Raw genomic sequence first — 15,359 nt, 5'->3', positions numbered from 1 at the left:
GAGGGGGCTGGGAAAAAGGTCCCCCCGCCACAGAGGGTGATCATGTGGCCCTTGCCAAAATTTGCCCCCCATAATCCGGGCAAGCGTGCCCAAAAAGCTGCGGAGCCGGATGCACCCGCAAGCTGGGCGAATGCTCACGCCGGCTGGGCTCCCCGCCACTGCGGGTGCATGATCGGGAGAAACTCTCGCGAAGGAGGGCCGCGACTTGGACCTGCCGTTCATCGTCGCCACGCTGACCCGACGCGGACTGCTCACCCCAGGCCGCCCGATCCGGGTCGCCTCCCAGCTGAACGCGCTGCGTCGGTGGGGTTGGAGCCTCGCCGGCGAGCTGCGCCAGGCCGCCGCGCGCGACCCGGGGCGTACCGCCGTCGTCGACGAGCACGGCGCCACGCTGACGTACCAGGAGTTGCTGGACCGGTCGGAACGGCTGGCCCGGTCGATGCGGGCCGGGCTCGGCGTGCGGTCCGGCGACCGGATCGGCATGCTCTGCCGCAACCACCACGGCCTCGTCGAGGCGATCGTGGCGGCGATGCTGCTCGGCGCGGACGCCGTACTGGTCAACACCGGGCTCTCCGCCGCGCAGCTCGCCACCGTGGCCGAGGAGCAGCAGCTCCGGGTGCTGGTGCACGACGCCGAGTTCACCGAGCGGCTCCTCGGCTTCCCCGCCGACGTGCAGCGGGTCGACGAGCGCGGCCACGAGGAGCTGATCGCCGGCGCGTTCCCCGGGGACCAGCTCCAGCCGCCGGAGCGCGACGGCCGGACCATCGTGCTCACCTCCGGCACCACCGGTGCCCCGAAAGGGGCCCGGCGGCCCACGCCGAACGGTTTCGGCCCGCTGGTGTCCATCATCGACCGCATCCCGCTGCACGCCCGGGACACCGTGATGATCGCCGCGCCGATCTTCCACACCTGGGGGTACGCCGCCCTCCAGGTGTCGTTCGCGCTGCGCGCCACCATCGTGCTGCACCGCCGGTTCGATCCGGCCGCCACGCTCGCCGCCCTCGCCGAGCGGTCCTGCGAGGCGCTGTTCGCCGTACCGGTGATGCTGCAACGGCTGATGGAGGTGCCGCCGCCGGACCCGCGCCCGCCGCTGAAGGTGGTCGCGGTCAGCGGCTCCGCCCTCCCCGGCGGGCTCGCCATCGCGTTCATGGACCGCTACGGCGACGTCGTGCACAACCTCTACGGCTCGACCGAGGTCTCCTGGGCGTCCATCGCCGGCCCGGCCGACCTGCGGCAGGCGCCGACCACCGCCGGCCGCCCGCCGCACGGGACCCGGTTGGAGATCCTCGGCGACGCCGACCAGCCCGTCCGGGAGGGACAGGTCGGGCGGATCTTCGTGGGCAACGAGATGCTCTTCGAGGGGTACACCTCCGGGGCCACCCGGGCGAGCCACGACGGCCTCCTCGACACCGGCGACCTGGGCCGAATCAACGCCGACGGCCTGCTCTTCGTCGACGGGCGGGCCGACGACATGATCGTCTCCGGCGGGGAGAACGTCTTCCCGTCCGAGGTGGAGGACCTGATCGCCCGGCTCCCCCAGGTACGCGAGGTCGCCGTGATCGGCGTCCCGGACGCGGAGTACGGCCAGCGACTGGCCGCGTTCCTGGCCCTGCACCCCGGCGAGCAGCTCGACCCGGAGGCGGTACGCGAGTACGTCCGGCACTACCTGGCCCGCTTCTCGGTGCCGCGCGACGTGGTCTTCGTGAAGTACCTGCCGCGCAACGCCACCGGAAAGGTGCTCAGCCGCGAGTTGCGCCGCTACTACGACTGACCGGGTGGGGGCGCGCACCCCACCCCGGCCGCCCTCACGGGTAGAGGGTCAGTCCCGGCGTCCGGGCCAGTTCGTCGAGCTGGTCCAGGGTGAGCAGCGGCGCCGCCGCCGTGGTGGTGCTACCGCCACGCGGCTCGCTGCGGAAGTTGTTCGTGATGGCGAGCACCGAGCTGCCGTCCGGACGCACCACCAGCACCGACAGCTGCTCCTGGCCGCGCTCGCCCGGCAGGGTGCTGCGCACCGTCGCCGTCCCGTCGGGATGCCGGACCACCGTGCAGTCCTCCTGGTTCGGCGCGTACGCGCAGTCCGGTTGCGCCTCGTCGCGAGCCGTCGGCATGATCCGGAATAGGAGGAACCCCGACTCCCGGCCCCGCCGCAGCCGGGCGCCGACCTCGTACTCCCGGTAACTCGGGTGGTACTGGAACTGCGGCTCGGTGCAGCCCGGCTGCAGCGACTCGGCCCCTACGCCGGCTGGCAGCCGGGCGCGCAGCACCTCCCGTAGCGTTCCGGTCAGCCGGGCCACCCCTGACGCCGGCGGCTCGGTGGGCCGGACTCGCACCGTGCCGTACGACTGCAACGGCGGCTGCGGGCCGCTCGGCTTCGGGCTGACGCCGGTGCAGAGGCTGACCGCCGGTGACGTACTGCCAGTCGACGCGCTGGTCCACGGCAGCGCTGCGGGTCCGGCGGCGGGACCACCGGCGACCAGGGCCGGTGCCACCAGCACCGCGGCCACCGTGGCCGCCACCCCCGTGCCACCCCACACCCAGGCGCGCTGCCGGCGGCGACGCCCGTCGGCGCGGATCAGGCCGTCGACGTCGATCCGGCTCGGCGGCGGGTCGGCCGTCGCCGCGCGCAGCTGCGTGCTGATCTCATCCATGGTTGCCTGCCTCCCGAGGCTTGGTCGGCGCGGGGACGAGGCGATCCCGGAGTGCCTCGATCGCCCGCGCGGCCTGACTCTTCACCGTGCCGGAAGTGCACCCCAGCTCGTGCGCGGTCTGCTCGACCGAGAGATCGCAGAAGTAGCGCAGCACGAGCACCGCCCGGCGGCGTGGGGGCAGTTCGGCGAGCAGGGCGAGGATGGTGAGCCGATCGGCCGTGCCGTCGGTCGCCGCGCCTACCGGGCTGTCGGGCACCTCCGCCCAGGCGGCTTCCCGCCGCCACGGCCGGCGGCGCTCGTCGAGCCAGACGCGCAGCAGGGTGCGCCGGACGTACGCGTCCGGGCTGTCCATCGCGGACACCCGCCGCCAGTGCCGCAGCAGCTTGACCAGGGCCGTCGAGACCAGATCGTCAGCCGTGTGCCAGTCGCCGCAGAGCAGGTACGCCGTCCGGCGCAGCGGCTCCAGCCGCGCCGCGACGTACTCGCGGTAGCCGTCGATGTCGGCAGGCAATCCCGCCACCTCCTCACCTCACCGCTCAAACGGAGGCGTGGCGGGCCCAGGTTGCCCGGCGGGCCGGCAAAGTTCCGGCCCGCCGGGCGTTCGGACCGCGCGGGGCCGCGGTCAGGCGCGGTCGACGGCGCGGCCGATCGCCGCCTCCACCCCGCCGACCCGGTCGGCGAGCAGACCGAGGGCACCCACCGCCCGGTCGAGCGGATCATCGGAACCACCCAGCGCCCGGGCCCGCAGGAAGGCCGCCTTGACCTCCGCCCAGCGCCGCGCCTGATCGGCGGTGAGCCGGCCGCGTAGCTCGGCGAGCTTCAACAGGTTCGCCTCCGCCCCCGCCGCCAGCGTCTGCGCCTCACCCAGGTAGTGGTCGTCGATGACCGCCTCCAACTCCTCGTCGGTGAGCACCGGGACGACCCGTTCGGCCAGCTTGTTCATGTTGCGGTAGGAGCCCTGGAGCTGGAACGGCGGCTCGGTGCGGGAGTCGTCGGCCTGCGCCGCTGAGGCGATGTACGCCTGGTTGTTGGTCAACACCACCCGCTGCACGTGGAGCAGCTTGCGCAGCACCGCGACGATCTCCTCCAGCTCCACCGCCGAGTACGGGTGGGAGAGCTGGTCGGGTCGGACCGTCTCGTCCCCCCGGGCCAGCCGGACGAGCAACTCCACGTCGCCCCGGTCCCGGGTGGACAGCGGGGCGAGCGTGGAGTTCGAGGTGAGCGCGTTCTCGAGGTAGCTCAGCGCGAACACCTCGTCCCGGCCGGAGAGCACGTCGCCGAGGTTCCACACGTCGGCCCGGTTGGCGAGCATGTCGGGCACCCGGAACCGCCGCCCCGACTCGGTGTACGGGTTGCCGGCCATGCAGACCGCGAACCGCTTGCCCCGCAGGTCGTACGTGCGGGCGCGGCCCTCCCACACCCCCTCCATCCGGCGCTGGGCGTCACAGAGCGAGATGAACTTCTGCAGCAGCTCCGGGGAGGTGTGCTGGATGTCGTCCAGGTAGAGCAGGACGTTGTTGCCCAGCTCCAGCGCGAAGGAGATCTTCTCGACCTCCTGCCGGGCGGTGGCGTCCGGCACCTCGGCCGGGTCGAGCGAGGTCACCCGGCTGCCCAGCGCCGGCCCGTTCACCTTCACGAAGACCAAGCCGAGGCGGCTGGCCACGTACTCCATCAGGGTGGTCTTGCCGTAGCCGGGCGGGGAGATCAGCAGCAGCAGGCCCATCTGATCGACCCGCTTCGCGTCCCCGGTGGCCCCCAGCTGCCGGGCCAGGTTGTCGCCGATCAGCGGCAGGTAGACCTCGTCGAGCAGGCGGTTGCGGACGAAGGTCGTCATCACCTTCGGCTGGTACTCGGCCAGCCGAAGCCGCTCGCGCTCGGCGGCCACCAGCTCGTTGCGCCGCCGCTGGTAGTCCCGGTACGCCGGCACCCGCTCGGTACGGAACCGGTGCGTCCGGGCAAGCATCTCGTCCAGCCGCAGGGCCAGCGCCGATCCGGTGATCCGCGGATGGGCGCCGAGCAGCCCGGTCACCGTCTCCGTCAGGGTGGCCGCCGACGCGTGCCGGGACAGCTCCGGCCCGCACAGTTCAATGGCGATCGCCTCCGGCAGGTCGTACCCGGACAGCTCACCCCCGGTGCTGGCCAGGAACGCGCCCAGCCACGCCTCCACCAGCTGATACCGGCTGGCCAGGTCGTCGCCGAGGGCCCGCAGGTCCTCGTCGAACTCGATGCTCGACCGCGCCTGCGGGCCGCCCAGGGCCCGCCGGAACCGGTCCAGCAGGCCGCGCGCCCCGGCGCCGGTGACGAAGCCGAACGGCGCCCGGGCCAGCTCCTCGAAGAGGTACCCGCCGGCCAGGTCGGACTCGGCCGCGAGGGCGGGGAGGCCGGCGTCCCGCAGCCACCGCCCCGCCCCGGCCGCCAGTTCGGCCTGCAACTGGTCGATCGCGTCGCCGCCGGCCCCCGCCCCGGCCGGGTTCTCCGCGCGCCCGTCGTCTCCGGCCGCCTGCTGCGGGCCGATCGAGCCGGCCGCCTCCCGCGCACCGGTCGGGCGGGCCGCCGGGCGCCCGAAGCGTTCCTGGGCCCTGGCCAGCGACGCGGCCCGCGCCGACCAGGACCGTCGGGCGGCCTCGTCGGTGCCGTACCGCCAGAACAGCTGCGCGGCGGCCCGCACGGCCGGCGGCCACCGCAGCAACCCGGCGCCGGCGTGCAGCCGCAGCAGGGCGTGCAGGACGGCGGCGGCGTCCTGGTCGTGCACGCCGCGCTCGTAGCCCTCGTCGTACCGGGTCTCCGCCACCGACCGGACCAGCTCGGCCAGCTTCCGCCCGTCGACCGCCGCCGTGTGCAGCGCGTCCAGGGTGAGCGTGCCCCGGCCCGCCTCGGCGTCGGCCAGGATCGACGTGGCGAGGTACTCCGCCCGGTACACCTCCGGCGACTCGGAGACGAGCAGCTGGTCCCAGAACCGCCGGGTCCGCTCGAACGACTCGTCCCGGACCGGCGACCGGTAGTCGGTGCCGGTGACGGCCACCGCCATCCGCCCCTGGTGCGGGACGACCGTGACGTCGATCGGCTGGGTGTTGACCGCGAAACGGTGCCGGCCCAGCCGGATCATCTCGCCGCCGTCGGCGTACAGGTCGGTCCGGTCCCGCAGGGCGCGGCCGGCCTCCTGCCGGGCGGCCCGCAGCCGCCCGTCCAGCTCCTCGGCGCGGACCTGGTCCCCCAACACCCGCAGCTCGTCGACGACCGAGCGGAGCTTGCCGATCATCGGATCCGAGGCGAAGTACGTGTTGATCTCGTCGAGCGAGCCCAGGGTGGCGACCCGCCGCTGGACGCTGAGCAGGATCCGATCGGCGGAGCCGACCAGCCGGTCGGCTCGGCGGCCCCGCTCGTCGAGCAGCGCCTGCTTCCGGGACGAGAACGCCTCGTAGATGTCCGCCCGCCTGGTCGCCAGCTCGGCGAGGAAGTCGTCGAACTCGCCGAACCGGGATTCCAGGTTCTCCACCTGGAGCAGCAGCCGGCCGAGCTGCTCGTCGCACCGCTCGGCGGTGTCGGCGGTCGCCAGCGCCCCGGTGACCGCCTGCCCGAGCAGGGCGAACTCGGCGGCGAACCCGGCCCGGCCCTCCGCCTGGGTCAGCTCCCGCCGGCGGTTCTCCAGCACCGCGCGCGCCCGGTTGACCCCGCCCAGGACCTCGCCGATCCGGGCCAGGATCCCGGTCCGGACCGTGGCGTCGGCGATGTCCAGGGCCCCCACCACCTCGGTGATGGTCTGCAGCCCCTCGGCCCGCTCGGCCAGCTCGTCGCGGACCGGTGTCGCCGCGGCGACCGTGGCGATGCCGGCGGCCCGTTCGCCGAGGCGCTCCACCTCCGCCTGGTAGCCGGTGAGGGCGTCGTCGCGGCGCAGGAAGTCCACCGCGCGCCGGCCCGCCTCGGCCAGCTCGACGTCGAGCTGGGCGGCCAGCTCGTCGACCCGGCCCAGGTCGACGTAGCGGAGTTCGCGCAGCGTCACCAGGTGCCCCTGCGCCTGGCGCAGACCCGCGAGCTGGCGTACCCAGTCGTCGGCGGTCAGCGGCGCGTCACCTCGTACCCGGCGGGTCAGCGAGGCGATCCGCTCGGCGCTCTCGTCCACCGCGACGCTCGCCTGCGCGCTCAGCGACCGCACCTTCTCGTACTCGTCGAGGACGCCGGTGGCGGTGGCGCGGACCGCCGCGAGCGGCTCGGCCAGGTCGCCGAGATCGGCGTCGTCGAGCCAGTGATAGTGGTCGAAGGCGCGGGTGCAGGCGGCGATCAGGGCCTGGTAGACCCCGGGGGCCGGCGTCGTGGCGTCGGCCATCCGGGCCACCGACAGGCAGTCGGAGATGCCCCGGACCAGATCGGCGTTGCCGATCCGCTCCAGCGGCCCGGTGCCCGCCGGCTGGGCGGCAGCGTAGCTCTCCGACGCGTACGGGGTCTGCCAGATCTGCATCGGGTGGACCCGGGTCGGCTCGTCGGAGATCGCCCGGAAGACCACCATCGTGCCGTCGTCGAAGATCGAGTAGCCGTGGCAGGGAACCGGCGCGGCCACCTCCTTGCGGATCGCGTTGTACGGCAGCAGCAGCGACCGGCCCTCGTCCCGAGCGTGGAAGACGTACAGCACGTCCTCGCCGTTGGCCGAACGGATCACCCGCTCGAACTCCAGACTGGACACGTCGGTGTCGAAGGTACGGGTCACGCCGGTGGCCAGGTGGTAGCCGCCGGGGAAGATGATCCCGTGGTCCTCGGGCAACCGCTGGCACGCCTGACCGACCCCGTCAAGCCGGACCACCTCCCGGGTGAGCGTGTTGAAGACCAGGTGCCGCCAGTCGTTCTCCTTGTACGGCCGGATCCGCAGCAGGATAAGCGGACCCACCCGGGCGTAGGTGACGTCGGCGTCCGCCAGACTCTGGAGCGGCTCGTCGACCGGCTCGCGGTAGATGCCCTCACCGGTCTCGGTGTTGTTCTCCACCTTGACGGTGAGGTCGGCGCCGACGGTCTCGACGAAGACCTCGCCCTGGATGGAGATGTGCGGGTGCCGGCCGAGGACGTGGTCGTCCCGGGTGGTCTCGATCCACTCGAAGTCGTGCGCCGGTGGGAAGACGTGGTCCCGCTCGCCCCGGTTGTCCAGGTACGCCACCGCGCCGTCGTGGTCGATCCGCCAGCGCAGCACGCGGATGTCGTCGGTCCGCGGGCCGGTCTGGAACACCGCCAGCAACCGGCCGTCGAGCCGGCGCAGTTGCAGCAGCCGGGTCTGCCGGTAGTACCGGTACAGCTCGGCGAAGTCCCGCTCGAACTGCGGGTCGCGCAGCAGGCCGGGCACCTCGGCCGGGTCGACCTGGTCGAAGCGGAAGCCGTCCGGCCCGTCCGATCCGGGGTTCTCCAGCCGGACGAACCGGTGCAGCGAGAAGACGTCGTCCACCGTGGTCTCGGGCTTGAGCCCGATGAAGACGTTGTAGCCGAACAGCATCAGCCCGCCGACCGGGACGATGTCCCGGGGTACGCAGTTGTGCTCGGTACGGATCCGCTCGGTGCTGATCAGGCGCAGCTCGGTGCTGCCGAAGACCTCCGCCCGCCGGGCGTTCAGTCGCTCCGCCCGCCGGGTCAGCTCGGCGGCCTGCTCGGCGAGCCGGTTGCGCAGCACCTCGTAGGTGCCGGCGTCCAGGCCGGCCGGGTCCACCGCGCCGTCGGCGGCGGACCCGGTCTCGCGGTCGGTCACCGGATCACTCACCGGCCCGCGGCTGCCGCTGCCCGGTCAGCGCCGCCACCGGCGCCTCCGCCAGGCCCAGCTTCCGGGCCGCCTTGAGCAGCTCCTCCAGCTTGCCCTTGTCGGCGCCGTCGGCCCGCATCTGCTGAAGCAGGAACGCGGAGAGGGTCAGGTTCTGCACGTCCGACGTGTTGAAGGAGCCCAGCACCCGGGCCAGGTCGTCGGTGAAGCTGGCCCGCCCGTCCAGCCACGGCTGTGCGATGCCCCGCGCCACGTCCGAGTGGGCGACGAAACCGTCCACGCTCTTGCCGAGCGAGATCGAGCTGAGCAGCCGGTCGAAGAAGACGCTGTCCCCGCCGACGATGTCGATGTTGGCCTTCTCCAGCCCGGTGGAGACCACCTTCGCCTGCGCTTCGGCGACCTGCCGCTGCACGTCGAGACCGGCCAGCCGGACGTCCTTCTCCAACTCCAGCCGCAGCCGGTACTCCTCGTGCTCGCGGGTGGCGTCGTCCAGCGCCGCCATCGCGGCGGCCTTCTCGGTGAGGCCCTCCGCCTCGCCCTTGAGCTTCTCGCGTACCGCCTCGGCCGTGACCAGCGCCTTCTCCCGCTCGACGGCCGCCTCGGCCCGGCCCACCTTCTCGATCGCCTCGGCGCCCCGCTCGCGGACCTGCACCTCGGCGAGGCCGACGGCAGCCGCCTCCGCCTGCTGGCCCTCCGCCAGTCGGATCTTGGCCCGGGCGTCGAGCTCGGCGGCTTGCTGCCGCGCTTCGGCGAGGACGAGCTCCTCGCGGGCCTTGAACTTGGCGGCCTGCTCCGCGGCCTCGGCCGCCTTGATGTCCTTGACCAGGTTCTCCTGCGCCTCGGCCTCGGCCTGGATCACCACGGCCTGGCGAGTCCGCTCGGCCTCCTCGACCACCCGCAGCCGCTTGATGTTCTCCTCCTGCTCGGCCACGGTCTTCTCCACCGCGATCCGCTCCCGGACGACCTCGGCGATCGACCGCTTCTCTCCCTCGACCTCCTTGTCCTTGGCGATGGTGGACAGTTCGGTCTCCCGCTGCCGGGCGATGACCTCGAGCATCCGGTCCTTCTCGATCCGCTCGGTCTCGATCGCGATGACCCGCTCCCGGTTCTTCTCGGCGACCGCGATCTCCCGGGCCCGGTTCTCGTGCTGGATGCCGAGCTGTTCGTCGGTACGGATGTTGGCCGTCTCCGCCCGCAGGCGCTCCTCCGCCCGGACCCGGGTGACCTCCGCCTCCTCGCGGGCCCGCACGGTCTCGACCTCGCGGCGCTGCCGGGCCTCGGCCTCCGCCTGACGCCGTTCGAGTTCGAGGATCGCCTCGCGGGCGTCGACGTTCTGCCGGGTGATTTCCTTCTGCTCGTTGCGCTGGAACTCGTTGGTGCGCACGTGCTCGATGGCGGTCAGCTCGGTGATCTTGCGGATGCCCTGGGCGTCCAGGATGTTCGCCGCGTCCAGCTGGGACATCGGGGTCTGCTCGAGAAAGTCGATCGCCGCGTCCTCGAGGCTGTAGCCGTTGAGGTCGGTGCCGATCACCCGGATGATCTGGTCCCGGAACTCGTTCCGCTTGGTGTAGAGGTCGACGAAGTCGAGCTGCTTGCCCACCGTCTTCAGCGCCTCGGAGAACTTGGCGTTGAACAGCTCCTGCAGCGTCTCGCGGTCACTGGCCCGGGCGGTGCCGATCGCCTGAGCCACCTTGATCACGTCCTCGGTGGTCTTGTTCACCCGGACGAAGAAGGTGATTCGGATGTCGGCGCGGATGTTGTCCCGGCAGATCAGGCCCTCGTTGCCGGTCCGTTCGATGTCGATGGTCTTCACCGAGATGTCCATCACCTCGGCCTTGTGCAGCACGGGCAGGACGACCGCGCCGGTGAACGTGACATCCACCCGGCGGACCTTGGACACGATGAGGGCCTTGCCCTGCTCGACCTTCCGGAACAGGCGGCTGACGAGCAGGGCCACGCCGAGGGCGATGAGGAGCAGGACGGCGAGCAGTACGCCGAAGCCGGTGGTGACGACATCCATGGCGGGTACGCGGCGATGGTGGCCGCGCTTCCTCCTTTCACAGGGGTGCGGCGAGCGGCTCGAAGAGGGATACGGGGATCGGCGGACCGCCGGTCGGTCGGCGCGGTCCGGGGGGATCGCCAGGGACTAGATCGGTACGTGACGCGACGGATCGGGATCGAAGGCGGTCCCGGCCGGCATGACCCAGAAGAACTCGCCGTCCGGGTCGTAGTCGTAGATGAGGGCGGAGGTACCGGCCCGGAGCGGTTCGGTGCGGTGCTGACGGACCTGGACGACGGCCGACGAGCCGTCCGCGGCCGTCACCTCGGCCTGACCGAAGTCCTCGGTCACCTGCCCGGTACGGATGACGCAGAGCCGGCCGACGAAGGAGTGCCGACTCGCCTCGACACCGGCTGGAAAAAGCCGACTCAGCGGCACCGCCACCAGCCGGGTCACCAGCCAGGCGCAGAGCAGGGCGGCCAGCAGCACAGCGAGCGACACGGCGATCCGCGCGCCCACGCCGAGCCCGAGCCCGTCGAGCAGCGCGGTGCCGGCCAGGCTGACGAACCAGGCCACCGCGACGAGCAACGAGAACACGATGGCGCTGGGCAGCCCGCCGAAGCCCAGCCCGGCGAGGATCCCGCCGGGCACGCCGTCCACGTCGAAGTCGTCGCCGAGGTCGAGCACGCCGGTGAGCACCAGCAGCCAGTAGCCGACCACGACGACCAGCAGGAAGCTGAACAGGACAGTGGGGAAGCTCAGCACCGCGCCGAGAAAATCGGCCACCGGACCACCACCCCCGCACCCGACGGCCGCCCCGGACGGCCGCACCAGCACGGTGATGGTGGCATGGTCTGTCAATGCCCGCCGCCCGCCGAACGGTGGACCCTGACCTGCACAGAAGGCGGCGACGCCGCCAGTCGGGCGCAGCGGGTCAGCCGGGCAACCCCTGTCCCGCCAGGGTCGGGACCGGGGCTCAGCCGGGAATTCGGATCCGCCCCTGGACCGCGGCCGCGGCGATGTCGGTGCGGTGGTGGGAGCCGGCCAGCTCGATGCCGCGTACCAGGTCGTAGGCGGCGTCCCGGGCGGCGGCCAAGTCGGGTCCGGTGGCGGTGGCGCAGAGGACCCGACCCCCGGCGGAGCGCAGCGTCCCGTCGGCGTCCCGGCGGGTGCCGGCGTGGATGACGCCGGGCCGGTCCGCGCCGATGATCGGGTCACCGGTGCGCGGGGCCGCCGGGTAGCCCTCGGCGGCCACCACGACGGTGACCGCCGCGCCGTCCCGCCACCGCAGCGGCGGGTGCGCCGCGAGCGTGCCGGTGGCGGCGGCGTGCAGGAGCCCGGCCAGCGGCGTCTCCAGCAGCGCGAGGACGACCTGGGTCTCCGGGTCGCCGAAGCGGGCGTTGAACTCGATCACGCGGGAGCCGGCGGCGGTGATCGCCAGGCCGACGTAGAGCAGGCCGGCGAACGGGGTGCCCCGGCGGCGCAACTCGGCCAGCGTCGGGTGCACGACGTCGCGCATCACCTCGTCGACCAGCCCGGGCGGTGCCCAGGGCAGCGGCGCGTACGCCCCCATGCCGCCGGTGTTCGGGCCGGTGTCGCCGTCGCCGGCCCGCTTGAAGTCCTGCGCCGGCAGCAGCGGCACGGCGGCCTCGCCGTCGGTGACCACGAAGAGGGAGACCTCGGGTCCGGCCAGGTACTCCTCGATCACCACCCGACCGCACTCCAGCGCGTGCGCCTCCGCGACCCCCCGGTCGCTGGTGACCACGACGCCCTTGCCGGCGGCCAGCCCGTCGTTCTTCACCACGTACGGCGCCCCGAACTCGTCCAGCGCCTTCGCGATGCTCTCCGCATCGGTGCAGGTGTACGCCCGCGCGGTGGGTACGCCGGCGGCGGTCATCACGTCCTTGGCGAACGCCTTCGAACCCTCCAGCCGGGCGGCCTCGGCGGACGGGCCGAACGCCGCGACGCCCTTGGCGCGTACCGCGTCGGCGACCCCGGCCACCAGCGGCGCTTCCGGCCCGATCACCACCAGGTCGGCCGCCACCTCGACGGCGAGCGCCGCCACGGACGCCGGGTCGGTCGGGTTCACCTCCCGCAGCTCGGAAACGGCCGCGATGCCCGGATTACCCGGTGCCGCGACCAGCGCCGTCACGGAAGGATCGGCCGCCAGCCCGAGCGCGAGCGCATGCTCCCGCCCGCCACCACCCACAAGAAGTACCCGCACGACCCCGCATCCTACTGACCACCCCACCCACCCCCGTTGATCAAGGAGTTTGCGTCTCATTTCCGGCCCCCATGGACGCAAAGTCCTTGATCAACGGGGCAATTTCCGGGGGGCGATCCCTGGGTTAGGGGAGGAGGGGGTGGCGGACTACGTTTTCCTCGCGGCCGGGGCCTACGCCTACGATGCTGACCCTGGTGCCGCAGAGTTCCTCGATGCGGGCGATGTAGCGCCTGGCGTTCTCGGGGAGCTCGTCCTCGGTGCGGGCCTTCGTGATGTCCTCCCACCAGCCGTCGAGCTCTTCGTAGATCGGCGTGGCGTGGTGGAAGTCGGTCTGCGTCATCGGCATGTCGTCGAAGCGCTCGCCGTTGATCTCGTAGCCGACGCAGATCGGCACCTTGGCCATGCCGGTGAGCACGTCCAGCTTGGTGATCACCAGATCCGTCACGCCGTTGAGGCGGCAGGCGTACCGGGCAACGACCGCGTCGAACCAGCCGGCGCGGCGCTCCCGGCCGGTGGTGGTGCCGTACTCATGGCCGATCTTGACCAGGTGCTGGCCGTTGTCGTCGAAGAGCTCGGTGGGGAACGGCCCCGCGCCCACCCGGGTGGTGTACGCCTTGCTCACCGCGATCACCTTGGTGATCGCGGTCGGCGGGATGCCCGCGCCCACGCACGCGCCGCCGGCCGTCGGGTTGGACGAGGTGACGAAGGGGTACGTGCCGTGGTCCATGTCGAGCATGGTGGCCTGGGCGCCCTCCAGCAGCACGGTCTCGCCGCGGTCCAGCGCGTCCCAGAGCATGACCCGGGTCTCCGCGATGTACGGCTTGAGCCGCTCGGCGTAGCCCAGGTACTCCTCGATCGTCGCGTCGACGTCGATCGCCTTGCGGTTGTAGACCTTGAACAGCAGTTGGTTCTTCTCGCGGAGGGCCAGCTCCAGCTTCTTGCGCAGGATGCCGGGATCGAGCAGGTCCTGGAGCCGGATGCCCATCCGGGCGACCTTGTCGCCGTACGCGGGACCGATGCCCCGGCCGGTGGTGCCGATCCGCGCGGAGCCGAGGTAGCGCTCGACCACCCGGTCCAGCGCGCGGTGGTGCGGCATGATCAGGTGTGCGTCGCCGGAGATGCGCAGCCGGGAGACGTCCACGCCACGCTCGGCGAGACCGTCGATCTCCTCCAGCAGCACCTTCGGGTCGACCACCACGCCGTTGCCGATCACGATCATCGCGTTCGGCGAGAGCGCGCCGGACGGCATGAGATGCAGCGCGTACTTCTGGCCGTCCGGGGTGATCACCGTGTGCCCGGCGTTGTTGCCGCCGGAGTAGCGCACGACGTAGTCGACCCGCTCACCCAGCAGGTCGGTAACCTTGCCCTTGCCCTCGTCGCCCCACTGAGCGCCGATGAGCACGATCGCTGGCATCTTCTCCGCCTCCAGAAGGCTCGGGTGCCAGGTGGCGACCGGTTGGCGAGCCCGGGGTGTCAGGCTAACAAGTAGTGACGGCGGGACCGGCAGGGGTTCGTCGAGAAGCAGGAGGCTCCTTCGTGTACGACGTGGTGCTGCTCACCCTCGGCTCGGAGCGGGATGCTGCCGGTGGGGGCTGTGGCAGTGGTGGAGCCTGCTGCGGTGGCGCCGCCGAGGCGGCCGGCGAGAAGCCCGAGGAGCGCTGCGAGACGCCGCGCGTACCGGTGCTGGCCTGTGCGGAAGCGCTGACCGCCCGGGGCGCCCGGGTGGAGACGGTCACCGCCCGCTCGGACGCCGAGATCGACGAGGTGCTGGCCCGGCTCGACGGGCCACCGCGCGAGGACGGCCTCACCTGGCCGGATCCGGACGGCAAGACCCGGCTCGTGGTCGCTACGGCCAGTGACGGACAGTTGCGCGCCGTGCTACGCCGACTGGTCCGGCGGTACGCCCCGCCGCCCAGCCGCCGGCCGGCGGACCTGCCCGGAAACCGGACCGTCCCCGACCTGCCCCCGGTCGGCGTACTCCCGCTCGACCCGGCCCGGACCGGCCCGGTACGGGACCTGGCCGCGCAGCTCGGGCTGCCCCGCGACCCGGAGGCGGTGGCCGCGGCGGTGCTGGACGGCACGCCCCGCCGGCTCGACCTGCTGCGCAACGACGGCGGCTCGGTGACCCTGGACGGCGCGCTGCTCGGCGCGGCCGACGACGCGGGCCGGCCGCTGCACTGGCGGGCCCGGGTCGAGGTGGACGACGCCGTGCTCTCGTACGGCGACGACCCGATCCTGGCCTGCGCGATCGGCAACGCGGGCGGGTACGCGCAACTGGACGACGTGACCCTGCTGGCCGACCCGGACCCGACCGACGGCCGGGTCGAGGTGGCGGTGGCCGTCTCCGTGGTCACCCGGTCCGCCTTTGGCAGGAAGAAGGTACGGCTCGAGGTACGCCGCGCCCGGGGCCGGGCGGTGGCGGTCGTGCCGCGCGACGAGAAGGTGCCCTTCCTCGACGACGGCGTCGAGAGCGAGCTGAGCCGGAAGCGGTCCTGGTGGACCGAACCGGGCGCCTGGGCGGTCTGGACGTCCTGATCTTCGTCGATCCCCGATCGGGTCGCCCGGTGCACCGGACGGCCTATCCTCGGCGGGAGGAATGGGGAGGAACCGTGGTGCACGAGAACGCCGACCGGGCCCACGTACCGGGTCAACCGCAGGTGCCGGAGCGGGACATCGAACCGCTCTGGCCGCCCGAGCAGACCGACCGCGCGGCCACCACCCCGCCGTGGGCGGCACCGGCCCAGCCCGGCACTCCCG

9 protein-coding genes are annotated in these 15,359 nt (G+C 72.6%); 2 read left to right on the top strand and 7 right to left on the bottom strand.

Features of this window, described 5'->3' with window-relative positions; all coding sequences use genetic code 11:
• Window positions 1-205: 205 nt before the first annotated feature.
• Complete coding sequence (locus tag ONA70_RS26430) at window positions 206-1,771, top strand: AMP-binding protein (RefSeq protein ID WP_265009190.1); 1,566 nt, start codon at window positions 206-208, stop codon at window positions 1,769-1,771.
• A 34-nt stretch (window positions 1,772-1,805) separates the two neighbouring features.
• On the opposite strand, the gene ONA70_RS26425 is transcribed toward ONA70_RS26430, so the two are convergent.
• From ONA70_RS26425 to ONA70_RS26395, 7 genes are all read right to left on the bottom strand, one after another.
• Complete coding sequence (locus tag ONA70_RS26425; RefSeq protein ID WP_265009189.1) at window positions 1,806-2,648, bottom strand: hypothetical protein; 843 nt, start codon at window positions 2,646-2,648, stop codon at window positions 1,806-1,808.
• The gene (locus ONA70_RS26420; RefSeq protein ID WP_265009191.1) at window positions 2,641-3,159 is read right to left on the bottom strand and encodes a SigE family RNA polymerase sigma factor; all 519 of its coding nucleotides are present in this window, start codon (window positions 3,157-3,159) and stop codon (window positions 2,641-2,643) included. The genes ONA70_RS26425 and ONA70_RS26420 overlap by 8 nt, the downstream gene beginning before the upstream one ends.
• Window positions 3,160-3,270: 111 nt before the next feature.
• The gene (locus ONA70_RS26415; protein ID WP_265009188.1) at window positions 3,271-8,382 is read right to left on the bottom strand and encodes a DNA repair ATPase; all 5,112 of its coding nucleotides are present in this window, start codon (window positions 8,380-8,382) and stop codon (window positions 3,271-3,273) included.
• Window positions 8,375-10,399: a flotillin family protein gene (locus ONA70_RS26410; protein WP_265009187.1), complete on the bottom strand. Its 2,025-nt coding sequence runs from the start codon at window positions 10,397-10,399 to the stop codon at window positions 8,375-8,377. Before ONA70_RS26410 ends, ONA70_RS26415 begins: the two co-directional genes overlap by 8 nt.
• 126 nt (window positions 10,400-10,525) lie before the next feature.
• A complete protein-coding gene (locus ONA70_RS26405; RefSeq protein ID WP_265009186.1) occupies window positions 10,526-11,164 on the bottom strand; it encodes an OB-fold-containig protein in 639 nt (212 codons plus the stop codon).
• Between the two features lie 190 nt (window positions 11,165-11,354).
• The gene (gene purD / locus ONA70_RS26400) at window positions 11,355-12,602 is read right to left on the bottom strand and encodes a phosphoribosylamine--glycine ligase (RefSeq protein ID WP_265009185.1); all 1,248 of its coding nucleotides are present in this window, start codon (window positions 12,600-12,602) and stop codon (window positions 11,355-11,357) included.
• A 124-nt stretch (window positions 12,603-12,726) separates the two neighbouring features.
• Window positions 12,727-14,016 (bottom strand): adenylosuccinate synthase, encoded by a 1,290-nt coding sequence (locus tag ONA70_RS26395; protein ID WP_265009184.1) that lies wholly within the window; start codon window positions 14,014-14,016, stop codon window positions 12,727-12,729.
• A gap of 122 nt (window positions 14,017-14,138) precedes the next feature.
• Here ONA70_RS26395 and ONA70_RS26390 point away from each other — a divergent pair, with 122 nt between their 5' ends.
• Complete coding sequence (locus tag ONA70_RS26390; protein ID WP_265009183.1) at window positions 14,139-15,137, top strand: acylglycerol kinase family protein; 999 nt, start codon at window positions 14,139-14,141, stop codon at window positions 15,135-15,137.
• Window positions 15,138-15,359 lie beyond the last annotated feature (222 nt).

Source organism: Micromonospora yasonensis (assembly GCF_026013475.1).
Classification (GTDB): Bacteria; Actinomycetota; Actinomycetes; order Mycobacteriales; family Micromonosporaceae; genus Micromonospora; species Micromonospora yasonensis.
The sequence above is the reverse complement of the archived record's forward strand: the minus strand, read 5'-3'. Positions and strand labels throughout refer to the sequence as shown.

What these genes read in the sequence shown, in the direction of transcription:
- ONA70_RS26395 (WP_265009184.1), bottom strand. Translation starts at nt 14,016, where the DNA reads ATGCCAGCGATCGTGCTCATCGGCGCTCAGTGGGGCGACGAGGGCAAG.
- ONA70_RS26425 (WP_265009189.1), bottom strand. Translation starts at nt 2,648, where the DNA reads ATGGATGAGATCAGCACGCAGCTGCGCGCGGCGACGGCCGACCCGCCG.
- ONA70_RS26410 (WP_265009187.1), bottom strand. Translation starts at nt 10,399, where the DNA reads ATGGATGTCGTCACCACCGGCTTCGGCGTACTGCTCGCCGTCCTGCTC.